This is a genomic window from Capillibacterium thermochitinicola, from assembly GCF_013664685.1.
Classification (GTDB): domain Bacteria; phylum Bacillota; class UBA4882; order UBA10575; family UBA10575; genus Capillibacterium; species Capillibacterium thermochitinicola.
The window spans coordinates 56,358-75,979 of sequence record NZ_JAAKDE010000004.1; the positions used below are offsets into that span (position 1 = coordinate 56,358).

13 protein-coding genes are annotated in these 19,622 nt (G+C 55.3%); 7 read left to right on the top strand and 6 right to left on the bottom strand.

Annotation, left to right across the window (positions count from 1 at the left end; all coding sequences use genetic code 11):
- Positions 1-40: 40 nt before the first annotated feature.
- Both G5B42_RS02455 and lon read right to left on the bottom strand, forming a co-directional pair.
- A complete protein-coding gene (locus G5B42_RS02455) occupies positions 41-2,395 on the bottom strand; it encodes an endonuclease MutS2 (protein ID WP_181338861.1) in 2,355 nt (784 codons plus the stop codon).
- A gap of 132 nt (positions 2,396-2,527) precedes the next feature.
- A complete protein-coding gene (gene lon / locus G5B42_RS02460; RefSeq protein ID WP_181338862.1) occupies positions 2,528-4,900 on the bottom strand; it encodes an endopeptidase La in 2,373 nt (790 codons plus the stop codon).
- Between the two features lie 281 nt (positions 4,901-5,181).
- Between lon and G5B42_RS02465 the strand changes: the two genes are divergently transcribed.
- Positions 5,182-7,899 carry a UPF0182 family membrane protein gene (locus G5B42_RS02465; protein ID WP_181338863.1) on the top strand — a complete coding sequence of 906 codons (2,718 nt, stop codon included), beginning with the start codon at positions 5,182-5,184 and terminating at the stop codon, positions 7,897-7,899.
- 48 nt (positions 7,900-7,947) lie between these two features.
- Here G5B42_RS02465 and G5B42_RS02470 read toward each other — a convergent pair whose 3' ends face one another.
- The gene (locus G5B42_RS02470; RefSeq protein WP_181338864.1) at positions 7,948-8,457 is read right to left on the bottom strand and encodes a TIGR00725 family protein; all 510 of its coding nucleotides are present in this window, start codon (positions 8,455-8,457) and stop codon (positions 7,948-7,950) included.
- A gap of 82 nt (positions 8,458-8,539) precedes the next feature.
- Entirely contained in the window at positions 8,540-9,526 is a 987-nt protein-coding gene (locus G5B42_RS02475) for an FG-GAP repeat domain-containing protein (RefSeq protein WP_181338865.1), read from the bottom strand.
- Between the two features lie 165 nt (positions 9,527-9,691).
- Between G5B42_RS02475 and G5B42_RS02480 the strand changes: the two genes are divergently transcribed.
- The 4 genes from G5B42_RS02480 to G5B42_RS02495 are packed head-to-tail and all read left to right on the top strand — an operon-like array spanning position 9,692 to position 14,751.
- The gene (locus tag G5B42_RS02480) at positions 9,692-10,705 is read left to right on the top strand and encodes a DUF4912 domain-containing protein (protein ID WP_181338866.1); all 1,014 of its coding nucleotides are present in this window, start codon (positions 9,692-9,694) and stop codon (positions 10,703-10,705) included.
- Positions 10,706-10,752: 47 nt separating this feature from the next.
- Positions 10,753-12,378, top strand: a complete 1,626-nt coding sequence (locus G5B42_RS02485; RefSeq protein ID WP_181338867.1) for a glycoside hydrolase family 57 protein — start codon at positions 10,753-10,755, stop codon at positions 12,376-12,378.
- A gap of 12 nt (positions 12,379-12,390) precedes the next feature.
- Complete coding sequence (locus G5B42_RS02490; RefSeq protein ID WP_181338868.1) at positions 12,391-12,531, top strand: hypothetical protein; 141 nt, start codon at positions 12,391-12,393, stop codon at positions 12,529-12,531.
- Between the two features lie 48 nt (positions 12,532-12,579).
- Positions 12,580-14,751: a transglycosylase domain-containing protein gene (locus G5B42_RS02495; RefSeq protein WP_181338869.1), complete on the top strand. Its 2,172-nt coding sequence runs from the start codon at positions 12,580-12,582 to the stop codon at positions 14,749-14,751.
- A gap of 37 nt (positions 14,752-14,788) precedes the next feature.
- Here G5B42_RS02495 and pulA read toward each other — a convergent pair whose 3' ends face one another.
- On the bottom strand, positions 14,789-16,753 hold the full coding sequence (gene pulA, locus G5B42_RS02500; protein ID WP_181338870.1) for a type I pullulanase: 1,965 nt from the start codon (positions 16,751-16,753) through the stop codon (positions 14,789-14,791).
- 225 nt (positions 16,754-16,978) lie between these two features.
- Here pulA and G5B42_RS02505 point away from each other — a divergent pair, with 225 nt between their 5' ends.
- Positions 16,979-17,698, top strand: a complete 720-nt coding sequence (locus G5B42_RS02505) for a muramidase family protein (RefSeq protein WP_231133171.1) — start codon at positions 16,979-16,981, stop codon at positions 17,696-17,698.
- Between the two features lie 63 nt (positions 17,699-17,761).
- Here G5B42_RS02505 and G5B42_RS02510 read toward each other — a convergent pair whose 3' ends face one another.
- Positions 17,762-18,385, bottom strand: a complete 624-nt coding sequence (locus G5B42_RS02510; protein WP_181338871.1) for an HAD family hydrolase — start codon at positions 18,383-18,385, stop codon at positions 17,762-17,764.
- A gap of 236 nt (positions 18,386-18,621) precedes the next feature.
- On the opposite strand from G5B42_RS02510, the gene G5B42_RS11770 reads away from it, so the two are divergent.
- The gene (locus G5B42_RS11770; protein ID WP_231133172.1) at positions 18,622-19,611 is read left to right on the top strand and encodes a LysM peptidoglycan-binding domain-containing protein; all 990 of its coding nucleotides are present in this window, start codon (positions 18,622-18,624) and stop codon (positions 19,609-19,611) included.
- Positions 19,612-19,622: the final 11 nt, after the last annotated feature.

Here is a 19,622-nt window from a genome sequence, read left to right on the forward strand (position 1 = left end):
ACCAGCTGTAGCCAAGGGAAAACCCCCACTTGGCCTTATCCTACCGCTGCAGTTCCACCACGGTAACCCCCATCCCGCCTTCGTTGGTTTCGCCCCAACGGTGTTTACTGACCCGGGGGTGTTTCTTCACATATTCGGCGATGGCGGCACGCAAGGCACCGGTGCCTTTGCCGTGAATCAGACGGACCCAGGGCAGCCCGGCCAGTAAGGCTTCATCCAGGTATTTGTCGGTAACCTGTAACGCCTCCTCGACGGTCATCCCCCGGAGATCCAGTTCGGGCGAGATGGTTTTGGCTTTTTCCTGGCCCAAGGCGCCCATCTTGATCTTCCCCGGTTCCGGTTTTTGCTTCCGCCCGGCCAACGGTGTAAGTTTGCTCCGTTCCACCCAGAGGCGGACTGAACCGGACTGAACAAGCGCACTATCCGCATTGAGATCAATAATTTCACCCTCCTGGGCCAACCCCGCCAGCCGAACACGCATTCCTACCTCCAGTTCGCCCCGGTACTCCTCGTCAGCGGGCAGTAAAGGCTCCTCCAGTTCGGCCAGGCGTTTTTGCAGCACCGCCCGGGCTTGGTTCGCCAACCGGCTGCGCGTACTCTGGTCCGCCGCCTCCTGCAAACTCCGGAGCAGTTCGTCCATCTCCCGCCGGGTTTCGCGCACGAGGGCACGGGCTTCCTCCCGCGCCGCTTTTAAGAGCTCTTCTTTTTTCGCCTTCAGTTCCGCAAGCTCGGCTCGTAATTGTTGTTCGTCCCGTTGGGCCCGCAGCCGCAGAGCAGAAGCATCATGCCGTTCCTGCTCCAATAACTGCCGTTCTTTCATGATCTCGCCGATCAAGTCTTCAACCCGCCGTTCCCCGGGGGAGAGGAGCTGGCGCGCCCGGTCAATAATGGCCGGGTCCAGCCCCAGACGGGAAGCCACCGCAAAAGCGTTACTACGGCCGGGCAGGCCGATGAGCAAACGGTAAGTGGGGGCGAGGGTTTGGGGGTCGAATTCGACCGACGCATTCTGAACCCCTTGGGTATTATAAGCAAAAACCTTTAAGTCTCCGTAGTGGGTAGTGGCGATCGTCCTGACCCCCCGCCGGTGGAACTCTTCGAGCAGGGCAATGGCCAGGGTGGCCCCTTCGGCCGGGTCGGTCCCGGCCCCCAGTTCATCCAGGAGGACAAGGCAGCCTTCGCCCTTGGCTTCCTGCAAAATCGCAATAATATTGGTCATGTGGGCTGAAAAAGTACTGAGGCTCTGCTCAATGCTTTGCTCATCCCCGATATCACAATAGATTCCGGTAAAGACCCCCACTTCCGAGCCGGATGACGCGGGCAGATGCAGCCCGGACTGGGCCATCAGGGTTAATAGTCCGGCCGTCTTCAGGGTGACCGTCTTCCCGCCGGTGTTCGGTCCGGTGATGACCAACGTGTGAAAACTGCGGCCCAGTTCCAGATCGATGGGGACCACATTCCCTTCCAACAGGGGATGGCGGGCCCCCAGGAGCCGGATATACCCTTCATTGTTAATCACCGGTTCAGTTCCAGCCAAAGCTTGGCTGTACCGTGCTTTCGCAAAAGCCAAGTCCAGACGGGCCAAAATCTCCAGATTAGCCTGGGCCGGAGCCGCCACGTCCCCCACCAGCGCACTAAGGGCCGCCAGGATCCGGGTGACTTCCTGCTCTTCCTCCGCCTCCACCTGGCGTAATTGGTTGTTAATCTCCACCACCGCCATGGGCTCAATAAACAAAGTGGCCCCACTGGCCGACTGGTCATGCACAATCCCCGGGATCGCCTGGCGGTACTCCTGCTTAACCGGGATGACGTAACGACCGTTCCGTACGGTGATCAAGGCCTCTTGCAGGTACTTTCGGGTTTCGGTCCCTTGGACCAGTGTCTCCAGTTTATCGCGGATGCGGTTCTGATAAGTTCGGATCTGCGCCCGGAGCCGGGAAAGTAACGGGCTGGCCTGATCCTTCACCCGCCCCTCTTCCGGTTCGATCGCCTGTTCAATCTCCCGTTCCAAATCGGGAAAAGCCGTCAAACCCGCGGCCAAAGCCGCCAGAGTAGGAGCCAGCTCCGCGTTCTCCCCGCGGAAAAAAGCCTTGAACAAACGGGCGGCCCGGCAAGTATCGCCCACCGCCGCCAGCTCTTCCGGCGACAAAACACCCCCCAGACCGGCTTTCTTAAAAGCAGCCCGCAGGTCATGAATCCCCCCGAGGGGAACCTTTTCTCCGCTTTGGAACAAACGGCAAGCTTCCGTCGTCTCCGCTTGCCATCTTTTAATCTCATCCGGCTGACACGACGGCCGAAGCTTCAGGGCCAATTCTTTCCCCAAAGAACTGCTGGCATAGGTCGACAACCGGGCCAGAATTTTTTCAAACTCCAAAACCCGGTAAGTCCGCTCGTTCAACGGATCGCCTCCTTGATCCCTGTTGTCTTCCAAACAACTATACACAACTATATAGACCGCTAATTAAAAGCGAAAATCACATCTGGATGCTGGTGGATTCATGAAATTGCCGCCGCGATGGATAAGGAAACCTTACCCCACATCTTCTGCCACCGCCGAAGTGGCGAGCGCTTCCTTCAACACCGCATCCATCTCTTCCACCAGGACGAAACGGAGTTTCCGGGCCACCGGTGCCGGAATCTCCTCCATATCTTTCTGGTTTTCCTTCGGAATTATGACCGTGTTGATCCCCGCCCGGTGGGCTGCCAGAACCTTTTCCTTCAACCCGCCAATCGGCAAGACCCGGCCCCGCAAGGTGATCTCCCCGGTCATCGCCACGTCACTGCGGACCGGAACACCGGAAAGGGCCGAAACCACTGCCGTTGCCATCGTAATCCCGGCGGAAGGTCCGTCTTTTGGAATCGCCCCTTCGGGCACGTGGATATGCAGATCAATGTTTTCGTGGAAATTCTCGTCAATGCCGAAAGCTCTGGCCCGGGACCGGATATAACTGACGGCGGCCTGGGCCGATTCGCGCATCACTTCCCCCAGTTTCCCGGTTAGAAGGAGATTCCCTTTCCCCTTGATGGCCGAGACTTCGATCGTCAGAATATCCCCGCCCACTTCGGTCCAGGCCAACCCGGTCGCCACACCAACCCGGTCCCCTTCCTCCTTCAGACCATACCGGAACTTGGGAATACCCAGGAATTTATGGAGGTTTTGCTTGCCGACCCGTACTGTGGTCGCTTGGTTGCTCACCAGCTGGCGGGCAGTCTTCCGGCAGATCGTCGCCAATTCCCGCTCCAGGTTTCGAACTCCCGACTCGCGGGTGTAGGAACGGATTACTTCGGTTAAGGCTGCATCGGTCAAGAGCAACTGTTCTTTAGTAAGGCCATGCACCTTTAACTGTTTGGGTAACAGGTGTTTTTTGGCAATCTCCATCTTCTCGTCTTCCGTGTATCCCGCGATCTGAATGATCTCCATCCGGTCCAAGAGGGGCCGGGGAATGTTATACGTTGTATTCGCGGTGGTGATGAAAAAGACTTGAGAGAGATCGAAAGTAACCTCCAGATAATGATCGCCGAAGGCATTATTCTGTTCCGGGTCCAAGACCTCCAACAGAGCTGCCGACGGGTCCCCCCGGAAATCCATGGACATCTTATCGATCTCATCCAAAAGCAAGACGGGGTTTTTCGAACCGACTTGCCGCATGGACTGAATAATCTTGCCCGGCATCGCCCCAACGTAGGTACGGCGGTGGCCGCGGATCTCGGCTTCATCCCGGACGCCGCCCAGGGAGAAACGGACGAACTTGCGGCCCATCGCCCGCGCCACCGAACGGGCCAGCGAGGTCTTCCCGACGCCCGGCGGACCAACCAGACAAAGGATGGGGCCTTTTAAATTTTGGGTCAGTTTCCGGACGGCCAGAAACTCCAAGATCCGCTCTTTCACTTTATCCAGACCATAATGGTCCTCATTAAGGATCTGCTCCGCCCGCTCCAGATCGAGGTGGTCCTCGGTATAGATATTCCACGGGAGGGACAACAACCAATCAAGATAATTCCGGACGACCGCCGCTTCGGCCACCATCGGCGGCATCTTCTCCAAACGGTCGATCTCCTTCAAGGCCCGCTCCCGCACTTCCTCCGGGAGATCCTGCTCTTCAACCCGGGCCCGCAACTCGTCCGCCTCGGCCATCCGTTCGTCTTTCTCGCCCAATTCTTTTTGGATCGCTTTCATCTGTTCCCGGAGATAGTATTCTTTCTGCGTCTTTTCCATCTGCTTCCGGACCCGCAGGTGGATCCGGCGCTCCATCTCAATGATCTCCAGTTCATTAAGCAAAATCGCATAGAGTTTCTCCAGGCGTTCGCGGGGGGAGATCGCTTCCAACAAGGCCTGTTTATCCTCAACTTTCAGGTTGAGATGGGAAGCAATCACATCAGCCAACCGGCCCGGCTCCTCGATGCTGGAGACCGAGGCCAAAACCTCCGGTTGAACCCGTTTACTGTTCTTAATATACTGTTCGAACTGGAAGAAAGTCGTCCGCATCAATGCTTCCAACTCTGGACTTTTCACCACGTCCTCTTCCACTTTTTCGACCAAAACCCGGTAATGGGGGTCCCGTTGCACAAATTCTTTCACCTGGACACGACTGAGCCCTTCCACCAGTACGCGGAGGGTTCCGTCGGGCAATTTCAATAACTGCTTGACCTCTGCCAAGGTTCCCAATTTATATATATCATGAGGTTCCGGCTCGTTGGTCTTGGCCTGAAGCTGCGCCGCCAGCACTATCAAGCGGTTGTTGACCATTGCCTCTTCTAAAGCGCTGACCGACTTTTCCCGCCCGACATCCAAATGGATGATCAAATAAGGAAAGACAATCACGCCCCGGAGGGGAAGGAGTGGAAGTTCAAGCTGTTTCTCTTCGCAGTTCAATTTTCTCCAGTTCACGCCGGCCGCGGCCATGGCAATCCACCTCCAAAGATAATACATATAAACCAATTTCATGCAAACAAAGCTAAAACGGTATAAATTGCGTTATTCGTTAATAAGCCTGATATCCCTTCCGTTGCTTTTTGGTGAACCCTGCTAAGATTGGCGGCTTTAGAAGATTCCTCCACCGCATGTCTTAGACAATACCACGATAAATACCTTCTAAAATTCCGGTAAAATCCTTGCGGGGGCAGGATTAGGTTAAAGCCGGAGAGAAATGTTGGCTTGTGAATAGTTCAACTGGGGGTGAACGCATGAAGAAAAAAGTGGTCTTCCTTCTTGTCCTGCTCCTCCTGGCCGGAATGGCGCTCTTTTTTTTCTTCTCCCACCAACTGGTTACCTGGTTGTGGTACCGGAGCCTCAATGCTTTGCCACAGTTTTGGGTTCCGCTCCTGACTAAACTGGGTATCCGCTTGGGACTGGGACTTTTCTGTTTTGTCTTTCTCTTCCTGAATCTCCGGCAAACGAAGAGAGCCTTTTTAGAACTGCAGACCGAGGTAAAATTTACCCCGCAGCAACATTTCATGTTCAGTGCCGTCACCGCGTTTGTCTTAACCCTCTTTTTGCTGCCCGGGGCGGCTCCCGACTGGACCGTGGTCCAACAATACTTACACCGCACCGCCTTTGGGGTAACCGACCCCATCTTCCAACTTGATCTCGGTTTCTATCTCTTTGTCTATCCTTTTTATCAGCGTCTGATCGTCACCCTCCTGGGCCTCATTATCCTTACATTGCTCGGCGTCACCCTGTTTTACGTCGTTGCCCAAGCCTACTGGTATCAGGATCGTAAGTTCCAGTTTTGGCCCCGTGCCCGTATTCACCTGACAATCCTGGGCGTCCTCTTCTTCCTGCTCAAAGCGGCCGATTATTTCCTCAGCCGGTGCGGCCTGCTCTTCGAGGAAAAGCCCTTATTGACCGGTGTGGACTACACCACCCACCATATCCGGATTTTCGGGTACAACATCATGGTACTGATTGCGGTCCTGACCGCGCTGCTCTTGTTGTTAACGCTTTTCAAACAACGGCGGCACCGGTTGCTCATCGGCAGCCTCGGCTTGTGGTTGTGCTCCTTACTCCTTTTCCTGCTGGTCCTTCCGCCGCTCGTCGAAACGGTGCTGGTCAAACCAAACCAGTTTATTATGGAAGAACCCTATCTGGAGCACCATCTCCGGTTTACCCGGTTCGGGTTTGGCTTGGACCGCATCGAAGTAAAACCCTATACGCTGGTTCCAGAAGCCGACCCGTCAGTTCTGGATCCCAACCACCCTTCCCTGGCCAATTTACGGATCTGGGACTGGCGGCCGCTCCTGCCCGCCTATAACCAACTGCAATCATTCCGTTCCTACTATACCTTCCACGATATTGATCTGGACCGTTACCCGACACCCCGGGGACAGAAACAGGTCATGATCGCCGCCCGGGAGCTTGACCCCACAAAAATAGACCAGAACTGGCTGAACCGGCACCTGGTTTACACCCACGGTTATGGTCTGGCGATGAATGCGGTTAACCAGGCCAATAACGTAGGTCAACCGCTCTTTTTGGTTAAGGATATCCCCCCGGTCGTGGACGGATCCCTCCCCGCCCTGGAACTGGCCCATCCCCAGATCTACTTCGGCGAGGGCCAAGACTCCTACGCGATCGTCCGGACGCGCGAAAAGGAGTTTGACTATCCGGCCACCGGCGGCGAGAATGTCACCACCACTTACCAAGGACGGGACGGGATCTCCCTCCGGCGCTGGTTATCCCGGCTCCTCATGGCGGTGGAGCTTGGCGACCGCAACCTCATCCTCTCTGGATATATCCGGGAGGAGAGCAAAATCCTTTTGTACCGCAACATTAAGGAGCGGGTGGCAAAGCTGGCCCCCTTCCTGATTTTCGATGACGACCCTTATCTCGTCATCGCCGACAACCGGTTGTTCTGGATGATCGACGCCTACACGGTCTCCCGCCACCTCCCCTACGCCGCCAAGCATGCCAACGGGTATAACTATATCCGCAACGCGGTAAAGGTGGTGGTCGATGCCTACCACGGCACTGTCGATTTTTATGTGGTAGACCCGGCCGACCCCATCATCCAAACCTGGCAGAAGGTTTTTCCCCGGATGTTCAAAGCGTTCACCGCAATGCCCGCTGCTTTACAGGAACACATCCGGTATCCGGAAGCCCTGTTCACCGTGCAGCAGGAGATGCTGCTCAGCTTCCACCTGACCGACGCGAAGGCCTTCTATGAAAAAGAAGATTTTTGGAGCCTGCCGACCCAGATCTACGCACACCGGGAAGAGATCCTTGAACCCTACTATGTCACGCTGGTCTTACCCGGGGAAACGCAGGAAGAATTTCTCTTGATGCGTCCCTTTACACCCCGGGGCAAGCAAAACATGATCGCCTGGTTGGTCGCCCGCTGCGATCCCCCCAACTATGGCCAGCTCATCCTGTACCAACTGCCAAAGGGGACCAACACCTTCGGGCCGATGCAGATTGAAGCCCGGATCGGCCAACACCCGGAAATAACCGAACTGATCACGCTGTGGAGTCAAAGCCAGTCCCAATTGATCCGTGGGAACCTGCTGGTGATTCCGATCGGCGGTACCATTCTGTACGCCGAACCATTTTACATCCAATCCAACCAGGCCCAGATGCCCGAGTTTAAAAAGGTCGTCCTCGTCTGGCAGGACCAGGTGGTCATCGCCGACAACATCGAGGCAGCCCTGCGCCGGCTCAAGGAAGAAAAAGGAAACGCCCTTCTCACACCGGTCCCGACTCCTGCGGGGGAAACACCCGCCCCCGAAACGGCAACACCTTCCCCGGAAGCAAAAGCGCCCGCCCTCCCCGCCGATGAATTGTTTTGGGCGAATCTAGAGCGGAAACTCCGGGAAGCGGAGGATAAATTCCAGGAAGCGAAGGAGAAACTCCAAGAAATACAGGAACTGATCGAAGAAGCGAAAAAAAGAACGCCCGGCCTTAATTAAGGCGGGCGTTCGCTTTTGTCAGTAAAGCCAAGGATAAAATTGAGCCTTTTATTCGTCTTTTTCGTCGTTCTCCAGCTGATACAACTCTTTAATCTTGGCAATCACTTCTTCGGGTTTATGCACAAGGACCATGATCCCTGCTTTCTGGTATTCGACAAAGATATCAGTCAGCGGGAAATTGAGGAGGATCACTTTTTTCCCGTTTTTCAAGGCCAAGGCGATCTCGGAAATCGTTCCGGAACGCCCCGGTAAAGCCACCACGATATCACTGGAGAGGACATTGATGATATTACGTCCGTCCCCCATTCCGGTTACAATCGGAATATCGATATAAGGTGAGGCCAGATCCTTATGGCGGTCCGGCAGAATCCCCACCGTCAAGCCGTTGTGCTCTTTCGCCCCCCGGGCCGACGCCTCCATCACCCCTACGCCCCAGCCGCCATTTAAAAGGATCCAACCCTGCTGGGCGATGAGACCGCCAAGTTTGTAGGCCATCTCACAGACTTCCGGAGAAGCGCCTTCTCCTCCTCCCATCACGCCAACGATCAGTTTTCTCATTTTTAAACCTCCACGTAATGGACACCATTTGATGTTATTATTAACCAAGCTACTCCGGAAACCTCTTCTTTTAATATTAAATCTAGTTTAAACTAACAACATATAGATTGTTGGGATGACCAACCACTATGATCTCCTTTTGTTCATCCCCGTCCAGGTCGCCGACGGCAACCCCAATCAACCCATTGGGAAAGGAATAATGTTCGCTGATGGGAATCAACTGGCCGTCCACCAGACGAAAACGGTTCAGTCGTCCCCACCCGTCCGCCGTATAAAGCAGCGGCCCGTTGTCCCCGGCGGCAATGGTCAGACCAAACGCCATGGTCGCCAGGAGATTCTCCACCCGCAAGCCGGTAACCAACTCCTGCCTCTCCGCATCCCACTCCAAAACGGTGAATACCCCGGCCCGACTACTTAATCCCGTATCGGTCACCACTTCGGCCAAGCCATCCCCGTCTAAATCCCCGGCCGTCAGAGCCCGGATCTGGCCCAGCAAACCACTGCTGCCGATCTTGACCATCCCCGCTTCGGTCAGGCGGTAAACTTCGACCACATGCTCATCGTAACTTGGTCGCCGCTCGCCCAGACGGACCACCAGCAATTCATCCTGACCGTCCCCGTCAAGATCAGCCACTGATAATTCCACGGGAGAAAGGGCATGCTTAAATTGGGAAGAGAGGATAATCTTCTCATCCTGGCAGGTATAGAGATAGACGTAAGCCTGGGTCAGGACGATCAGCGCCGGCGCGCCGCCGGGCAAAGGCCGTCCGACACTCATCATAACCGGCCCTTCCGCCAAGAGATTGGGGCTCTCCCACTTGCTCGCCGGTTTTCCCCCTTCCCAGGATAAAAGCTGCAAAGAGAGACGGCCGGCCAAGTAATCCCGTCCAAGCACCACCAATTGACTGGCACCTGTCCCCAGCAAATCGGCGGCTTCGATTTTAAACCAAGCCTCATAGAGATAGTCTTTGGCCATGTACTGGTAAGGAGGAGGTGGCGCCGACCAAACAAGCGGTATGATGGCAAATATTAACAGGATGCTAATGGTAGCTTTGGTGAAAAACCGCATTTTCTTCCTCCCGGCAAATCGTCATCATCTAATTCTTGATTACGCTGCTTTTTCCTGCCAAATTATTTATCTTCATCAAGGATTTGCATATTCCCGAAACCATTGAGTCATATTATAAGAAGTAATTTTTTATTCTACGGAAGATTCTACGGAAGGGGGATGGGGATGACCCGCGAAGAACTGGCCAAAAAGACCAGGGAAGAGCTGCTCTCTTTAGCCAGAAAACTAAAGATTAAAAACCGCTCCCGAATGAAAAAAGATGAACTCATTGAAAGTTTAAATCTGGTTTTTAAGCAGAACCAAACCACCGCTGAAGCCCACGCCAAAGCGGCCGCCGAGAAAAAAACTCCGGAACCCGTCTATACGACCGGCCTGTCACCGCAGACCTATCCGCCGCCACCGGGTGAGGAACCCAGGTTTCCCCTTCCGTCTTCTTATAATGAAACTTCAATAACGCTGCTGATTCGTGACCCCTTCTGGCTGTATACCTACTGGGATTTTAGCCGGGAGGTCAAGGAAAACCTGGAAAAAATGTTCGGAGATTGGCAACGAACCCCACTCAGCCTTAGGGTGTGGGAAGAGCAAGAATCCGGCGGCATGGAACCGGGATTTTTTAATGTTCCCGTTAACCCGGTCACCGGCCATTGGTACCTTAATGTGCAGCCCAACCGCCGGTACACCGTTGAGCTGGGCTACATTGCCCCGTCGGGGGAATTTGTGGCCCTGGCCCGCTCCAACACGGTGGTCACACCCCGGGCCACCGTGTCGGAAGTAATCGATGAAGAATGGATGCTTGTCGAGGAGGATTTCCGCCGTCTCTACCAGCTGGCCGGCGATCCGCAGGCCGGTTCGGTCGAATTGGCCGAATCCCTGCTCAAGAGGTTGGAACGGGAGATGGGGTCGGGCGCGGTTAGCAGCATAAGCAGTCCGTTCGGCCCGCCTCCGGAAGAACGCCAATTCTGGCTGGTCTTGAATACGGAACTCATCCTTTACGGTGCGACCGAACCGTCCGCCAGTTTAACGGTGGACGGGCAGCCGGTCCCTTTGCGCCCCGACGGTACCTTTACGCTCCGGATGGCCTTGCCGGACGGGCGGAAAAGGATTCCGGTGACCGCCCGCTCCCAGGATGGAAAGGACGCGATCACCATCATTCCCGAGGTCACCAAAGAAACCTATTAAAAGCTCCTCCGCCAATCGGGATGAGTGCTTGAGGGAGGTTGTTTTCGTTGGAAAAAGGCTATCTCTGCCTGGTGCTCCACGCCCATTTGCCCTTTGTTCGCCACCCCGAACATGAACATTTTTTGGAAGAAAAATGGCTCTTTGAAGCGATTACCGAAACTTATATCCCTTTATTGAAGGTTTTTGAAAAACTGGCGGAAGACGGGGTCCGTTACCGGGTAACGATGAGCTTAACCCCGCCCCTCCTTTCCATGCTCAATGACCAGTTGCTGCAGGACCGTTACCTCAAACACCTGGACAAACTGATCGAACTGGCCGCGAAGGAGATCGAACGCACCCGTTGGCTTCCGGAGTTTAACCGCATGGCCCATTACTATTACGATATGTTCACTTTTTCTCGCTGGTACTTTGCGGAAAAATGCCAGAAAAACCTGGTCGCTCCCTTCCGGCGTTTGCAGGATGAAGGGTATCTCGAACTGATTACCTGCGGGGCCACCCATGGCTATCTCCCCTTAATGCTGCACCGGGAAGCCGTCCGGGCCCAGATCCACTACGCCGTCGAATACCATACCCGTTGCTTTGGGCGTCCCCCGCGGGGGATCTGGTTGCCCGAATGCGGTTATAATCCGGGGGATGACGAGATTCTCCGCGATTACGGCATCCGTTACTTTTTCACCGATGCCCACGGCATCCTCCATGCTTCGCCCCGGCCCAAGTACGGAAATTTCGCCCCCGTGTACTGTCCTTCGGGCGTCGCCGCTTTCGGCCGGGATCTGGAATCTTCCAAACAAGTATGGAGTGCCAACGAGGGGTACCCCGGCGACTTCGACTACCGGGAATTTTACCGTGATATCGGTTACGACCTGGAATACGAATACATCAGACCTTATATCGACCCCAGCGGTCTGCGGATCAACACCGGGATCAAGTATTACCGGATTACCGGGCGTACCCATGACAAACAACCTTATAACCCGGACTGGGCCCGGGAAAAGGCGGCGATCCACGCGGGCAACTTCATGTTCAACCGCGAAAAACAGGTCGAATACCTGGCGTCGATTTTGGACCGGAAACCGATTATTGTCTCCCCTTACGACGCGGAACTCTTCGGGCACTGGTGGTTCGAAGGACCCCAATGGTTGGATTTCTTGATCCGGAAGATCTATTACGACCAGCAAACAATCAAGTTGGTCACCCCCTCCGATTATTTGGGGCTGTACCCGCGGAATCAGGTCAGTACCCCTTCCCTCTCCAGTTGGGGCTATAAGGGATACAACGAGGTCTGGTTGGAAGGGAGCAACGACTGGATTTACCGGCATCTCCACCAGGGAGCCAAACGCATGGTGGAGCTGGCCAACACCTTCCCGGAGGCCACCGGTCTTTTACGGCGGGCCCTGAACCAGGCCGCCCGCGAACTCCTCCTCGCCCAGAGCAGCGATTGGGCGTTCATCATGAAAACCGGCACCGTGGTGCCATATGCGGTACGGCGGACCCAGGACCACATCGGGCGTTTGATTGGTCTTTACGAGCAGATCATGGGGAACCGGATTAACGAAAAATGGCTCCAGGAACTCGAAGCCAAAGATAACATCTTTCCCGATCTGGATTACCGGATCTACTCCTCCGCCGAGAACGTCAAAAGAAAATTTGAAGATCTAGCCCTTGCCCTCTAAGAAGGAGAATCCATGATTAAAGGCTTCCTGAAAAAACTGGCCATCCTCAACCTTGCCCTGTGGGGGCGGAAAGTCTTAAACTACCACCGTTTGTCCCGGAAGAATTTACAGGATGCTCCTGAAGCCAAGCACAAAAAAACGCCCCCTCGCTAGGGCGTTTTCTTTTCAGCGATCATTTCCGAGATGCGGGTGGGAATATAAATGGATGAGATGAGAAAAGAAAAAGTTGGGAAAAAAGGTTTGGCCGCCTTAAAACGGCACTGGCGCGTTCTGCTCCAAAAGGTCTTTCTGGCGGTAACCGTCACCCTCCTGGTCATCCTTTGCCTGCCGTTGGCCCCGCCCGAGCAACCGGTAACCAGCCGGGTCCTCAGCGCCGAAGGCGAGGTCATCGCCCTGCTCTACCGGGAAAACCGGGAACTGGCCACGCTGGCGGAGATTCCATCCTTTTTGCAACAGGCCTTTTTAGCCGTGGAAGACCACCGTTTCTATCAACACAACGGGTTTAGTCCGGTCAGTTTCGGCCGCGCCCTCTATCATAATCTGTTTGTGCGGGAAGGATTACAAGGGTTCAGTACCATCACGCAACAAGTGGCGAAAAATTGCTATTTGTCGGCGGAACGGACCATCATCCGCAAGTTAAAGGAGCTTTTTTTGGCTTTACGGCTGGAACTGCATTACACAAAAGATGAGATCCTGGAGATGTATCTCAACCAGATCTACTTCGGCCACGGGGCCTTTGGGGTCAAAACCGCCGCCCTCACCTATTTTGGCCGTCCGCTCTCCGCGTTGAACCGGGCGGAACTTGCCTTGCTGGCCGGGCTGCCGAAAGGCCCCGGTCTCTACTCGCCCTATCTCAACCGGGAGGCGGCCACCCGTCGTCTGCAGACGGTCCTGGCACGGATGGCCGCGGTCGGGGCCATTTCCCCTGAAGAACAGGAGGAGATTTTACAGGAACCGCTGCGCCTGCCCGGTCTCAAGAAAACACCTCGGCAGGCTTTGTACTTCCTCGACTACGCTCTGGAAGAAACCAGCCGGATCCTCAACATTTCAAAAGAACAGATCCAAAATCTCGGCCTGACCATCGAAACCACCCTTTCTCTCCCCATGCAAAAAGCGGCGGAAGAAGCCTTACAAAACCGCCTGGCCCCACTCCAAAAGGAGCTTCAACCCCAGGGGGCATTGATTGCCGCCGACCCCGCCAGCGGGGCGATCAAAGCTTTGGTGGGCGGCACCGATTACTTTAAAACACCGTTCAACCGTAGCACCAGCGCCTTCCGCCAACCGGGTTCCACCTTTAAACCCTTTGTCTACCTGGCCGCCCTGGAAGCAGGTTATACCTTGGCTTCATCCATACCTTGCCGGACTGTCTCCTTTCCCACGACCGAGACCGAGGTCTATCAACCCCGGGATTATGGCAGCCAGCCCTATCATAACCGGGACTTGAGTTTGCGCGAAGCCTTGGCCACCTCCTGCAATATTGTAGCGGTCACCTTGCACCAACGGTTGGGAATGAAACCCACCATCAATATGGCCCGCCGGTTGGGAATCACCAGCGCCTTGCCGGAGAACCTCTCCCTCGCTTTAGGCACGTCGGAAGTGACTCCTTTTGAACTTCTCCAGGCCTATCTCCCGCTTGCCAACGGCGGGAAAGCCGTCCCCCTCCATGCCGTGCAACGGATTTACAACGCGGAGGGCAAAATGATCTGGGAACGGAAAGCCCGTCCCCGCCAGGTCATCGATGAACGGCTGGCTTTCCTGATCACCTCCGTCCTCCAGGATGTGGTCGGCCCCGGCGGGACGGCCGCCGGTGTCCGGGCGACCCTGCAACGGCCCGCCGCGGGCAAAACCGGAACCTCCCAAGGGAACCGGGATGCCTGGTTTGTCGGGTTCACCCCCGATTTGGCCGCCGTGGTTTATCTTGGCGATGACCAGAACAAGCCGCTCCCCGCCGGCGGCGGTTCCCTGGCCGCCCCTTTGTGGGCGGCTTTCATGAAGAAGGCCTTAGCGGACACGCCCGTCCGGAATTTCTCCATCCCCGAAGGGATTGTCTCCCGCCGGATCTGCCGGGAAACCGGCCTCCTGGCCTCACCGGATTGCCCAAGTTATAACGAATTTTTTCTTTACGGCTCCGAACCAACGGTGTACTGCGCCCGCCACCGCAAAATCCGGCTGCAGGTCTGTCAAAGAACCGGGCTCCTGCCCAATCCCCACTGCCAGAAGGTGGAGGAGAAAAGCTTTGTCTGGGGCGCCCACCCCACCGCCACCTGTGAAGCCTGCCAGCCCCCGGCCAACCTCTGGGAGTTAATCTTCGGCCAGCCTTTTCCCTTGTTCAGGGGGGGAGCACAAGACAAGGGAGGAGCACAAGAAGAGTGACGGTGGCACCACTACGCCGGCTCCTCTGCGCCCCAAATTAAGCAAACTTTCCTTGGCCGCCCAGGTTTTGCGCAAAACTGGCCCGGTCCACCAGGACCAAGGCGCTGAGCGGGGGTACCTCCACTGCGTTGGAATGGTGTGCGGCCAAAGCCTCGGTCCCAGCCCGCTGCTGGTCAACGACGACCACCCAATCGTCACCGGGGAGGGCCACCGTAGCCGGGGTGCTTTTCGCGTTGAAAAGGACCACAATTGTCCGCCAGGGATCGCCGTTGGCATGCTCCGCAAGGATATAACCGATGAGCTGTTCCGGCAGATCGAGAAACCGGAGGTGGGTTTGGATCTGTTCGGTGGTCCGCAGGCGGAAAGCCGGATGGGCTTTGCGCAGCGCAATTAAACCCCGGTAGTAGGTGTAAACTTCTTCATAACGGGCTTTGCGTGCCCAATCCAACTGATTAACCTCGTCCGGCGCCAAATAACTGTTGGCGTTCCCGCCCTTGGTCCGGAGAAATTCCTGTCCGGCGTGGAGAAAAGGAATCCCTTGACTGGTCAGCACAATCGCGCCGGCCAATTTATGCCTTTTGATGCGCAGGGTTTCCGGTTCATCCGGATTGGTTATGGCCAGCTTGTCCCAGAGGGTCAGGTTGTCATGGGCTTCACAATAGACCACTGATTGCTCCGGCGAACTGGCCCAGGGTCCGTGGTCATAATTGACCCGCTCATAACAAAGCTGGGGATGGGCGGTGGCCGCCACAATACCAAACTTAACACTCTCCTCCAGACCGGGACGGCCATTGACAAAACCCGGTTCCGATCCGTAAAAAACATGCCCCTTAATCCCGTCCCGGGCCGAATCGTTGAAAAAGGCAATCCCCGGCACATGGGACGCATTTCCTTTCAGCGCGGCCCGCTCGCCCGGGAGCGGTGAAGGCCCGCCGGTCCAACCCTCTCCGTAAACGATGATCCCGGGGGCTACACGGTCAAGGGCCTGCCGGATCTGCCGCATGGTTTCCAGATCGATGAGTCCCATCAAGTCAAAACGGAAACCGTCCAACCGGTATTCGCTGGCCCAGTAGACCACCGAATCAAGGATTAGTTTCCGCACCATTGGCCGTTCGGTGGCCAATTCGTTACCGCACCCCGAACCGTTGGCAAAACTACGATCCGGATTCATCCGGTAATAATACCCGGGGACCAACCGGTTGAGATTGGAATCCCAGGCTTTGTAGGTATGGTTGTAAACTACGTCCATAATGACGCCAATCTTCCGCCGGTGCAGGTTTTGAATGGCCGCCTTCAACTCCCGGATGCGCATGGTGCCGTCGAAAGGATCGGTCGCGTAGGATCCTTCCGGAACGTTAAAGTTTTTCGGATCGTATCCCCAGTTGAACTGGGGATGTTCTTGTTCGGCCTCATCAACGGAGGCGAAATCAAAGACCGGCAGTAAATGCAGGTGGGTGATGCCCAAATCAGCCAAGTGGTCGAGGCCGGTCTTTACGCCCATGGGCCCCCTGGTCCCGGCTTCCGTAAAAGCCAAAAATTTACCCTTATGCTGGATTCCCGCTTGCGGATGGGTTGAAAAATCACGGACATGCAATTCATAGATGATCGCATCCACCATCGCCTCCAGAACGGGCCGCGCGGTCCCGGCCCAACCCTCCGGGTTGGTGCGGGCGAGGTCCACCACCATCCCCCGGTCGCCGTTAACCCCGGCCGCGCGGGCATAGGGATCCATCACTTCATAAGTACGGTCTTCATGGGTAACCGCATAGGTGTAATACAGCCCGTGACAGTCGCCTTCCACCTGCCCGCGCCAGACTCCGCTCTCTTCCCGGACCATGGGGTAAACAGTTTTAACCCCGCCCCGTCCTTGACGGTAAGTACACAGACTTACTTCGCGGGCGGTAGGTGCCCAAACCGTAAAGACGGTCCGCGCGGGGGTGTACACGGCACCCAGATCGTCACCGGGATAATAGTAATGCTCATCAATCCAGTCGGCGTTCATCGTTGCTCCCCCCCTTTCTTCTCCGCCAAAACTAGACAACAACCGCTTTTCACAGTATATCCAGTTCTTTAAGGTCTAAATCCCATCTCCCCCGCCGCACGAAAGCCTTTTCTATGATTTTCACACTTATTTCGGTTTTATGCCCAATAAGTAGTTACTTTGACCTCTTACCTTTTACCCGCATCCCGCATAGTTTGTAGTAGATTACGAATGGAGGAATCAAAGATGGGCATGAATGAACAAAATATGGTCATCAGTCAGATCTCCTGTCCCGGCGGCACCGTTTATACCATTATTCCCGGCGACACCCTTTTCGCCCTGGCCCAGAGGTTTAACACCACTGTCCAGGCCATCCTCAACGCCAACCCCGGCCTTGATCCCAACTCTCTACAAGTCGGACGGATGATCTGCATTCCGGTGGCGCCCGGCCCCGGTCCTTGCCCCGGTGGTTTTACCTACACCATCAGAGCTGGTGATACCTTCTTTAGTATCGCCCGGCGCTTCGGTACCACCGTGACCGCCCTTCAAGCGGCGAACCCGGGGGTCGATCCCAATCGTCTCCAGATTGGACAACAGATCTGCGTTCCCGCGCGTGCTCCCGCGCCCGGCCCCTGTCCTGGCGGTTTTCTCTACACAATCCGGGCCGGCGATACCTTCTTTGCCCTCGCGTCCCGTTTTGGTGTGACAGTACAGGCTTTAACCTCCGCCAACCCTGGCGTTAACCCGAATAATTTGCAAGTGGGGCAACAGATTTGCATTCCCGCACCGGCACCAACCCCAAGTCCAGGAACCTGTTCCGGCTTTATCTACATTATCCGCTCCGGGGATACCCTCTTTAGTCTCGCCCAACGTTTTGGCACCACGGTCGCTGCCATTACGGCTGCGAACCCCGGGATCAACCCCAACCAATTACAGGTCGGACAGCAAGTTTGCATCCCCGGCTGATGTACGAAAAGGCCAAACCAAAAATGTCCAAAAAAAGACCGGGCCCAGCCCGGTCTTTTGCGATCAGTCCGCACATAAAGCGAAATATGATTGGAGATCCTCGAAAGCGGCCGGCCCCTGAAAATGGAAAACTTTAAACCCGAGTTTTTGGGCGGCTGCAAGATTGGCTTCCCGGTCATCAATGAATAAACATTCCTCCGGCTTGCGTCCCAGCTCCTCAAGGCTGATCCGGTAGATCCGTGGGTCCGGCTTGATAACCCGCCAATGACAAGAATAAACTTGACTGGTAAAGAGGTCCTGCCTTAACCAGTCAAAATGGGCTCGCATATAGTCCAGAACTTCCCAAACCATATTGGAGATGATCCCCAATTGATAGCCGTCGATTTTCAAATCGGCTACCCACTCAAGAACAGCCGGATTTAACTGCGTCCAACTCTTGACATCATGGGTGATCAATTTGGACGCTAGTTCCGGAGAATAATCCACTCCACAGGCCGCTAAAACCTTCTGCCAATATTCCTCACCGGTACTGCCCAGATCATAATAGGGCCGGTAATGGTAATACCAGCGGTAAAACTGACTTTCCTCCACCCGAAGCAGCCCCAACATCGCTTCGACCTCCGAGCGCACCTGGTCCGTGGAGATCACACCACCGTAATCGAAAATAACCGCTTTAATTTGCGCCAAAGAAAATCCTCCTCCGCAAGACAAGTTGTCTCCTATGGACAAACTGGTTTATAAACATCTTCTTAAATGAAGAATTAGACAAAATAATCCTTTGCCCTCCCCCAAAAAACTTGGGCACAAATACCTTTATTCCTATGGAATAAAGTTTTATGCCGAAATCTTGGTGCCTCCCTTCGGCCCGACGAATACCTTAATATCAGGATTGAACAGTACTTATCCCGTGAGGAGGTGCCAAAATGTCCGAAAAGGAACAAAACGTTGTCGAAACCACCCCGGCTCCTGAACCAATGCAACAACCTGCCTGCCCGCCAGGGGGTATTCTATATACGGTGCGTGCCGGAGACACCCTTTTTAGCATCGCCAACCGCTTCGGCATTCCTTTAGATTGTTTACGCCGTTTCAATCCGCAAGTGGTCGGCGACCAGATCTTCCCCGGTCAGGTCTTGTGTATCCCGCCGGCATCCGCTTGTACAACGCCACCCCCGTCGTCATGTCCGCAAGGAGGATTCTTCTACACGGTTCAGCCCGGAGACACTCTCTTTAACATCGCCAACCGCTTCGGCATTCCTTTAGATTGCTTACGCCGCTTCAATCCGCAAGTGGTCGGCGACCAAATCTTCCCTGGCCAAGTCCTGTGCATCCCGCCGGCCAGCGCTTGTGTCCCGCAACCGCAATGTCCGCCGGGAGGATTCTTGTACACGGTTCAGCCTGGAGACAGCCTCTTTAGCATCGCCAACCGCTTCAACATTCCTTTAGATTGCTTACGCCGCTTCAATCCACAAGTAGTCGGCGATCAAATCTTCCCTGGTCAGGTCTTGTGCATCCCACCGGCGTCCGCTTGCGCGCCAACACCGGTTCAATGTCCACCAGGTGGGATCTTGTACACGGTGCGGGCTGGCGACACCATGTTCAACATCGCCAACCGTTTCGGGATTCCTTTGGATTGCCTCATTCGCTTCAACCCACAGATCCCGAACCCGAATCTGATCTTCCCGGGCCAGGTCCTTTGTGTGCCCCCGGCATCCGCCTGTGTCGGAGTACCCCAACCCCAATGCCCACCCGGGGGATTCCTGTATACGGTTCGGGCCGGCGATACCATGTTTAATATCGCCAACCGGTTCGGTATTCCCTTAAATTGCCTCATTCGCTTCAATCCACAGATCCCGAATCCAAACCAGATCAATCCCGGCCAAGTCATCTGTGTTCCACCAAGAACAGCATGTTAGGTAAACGCCAG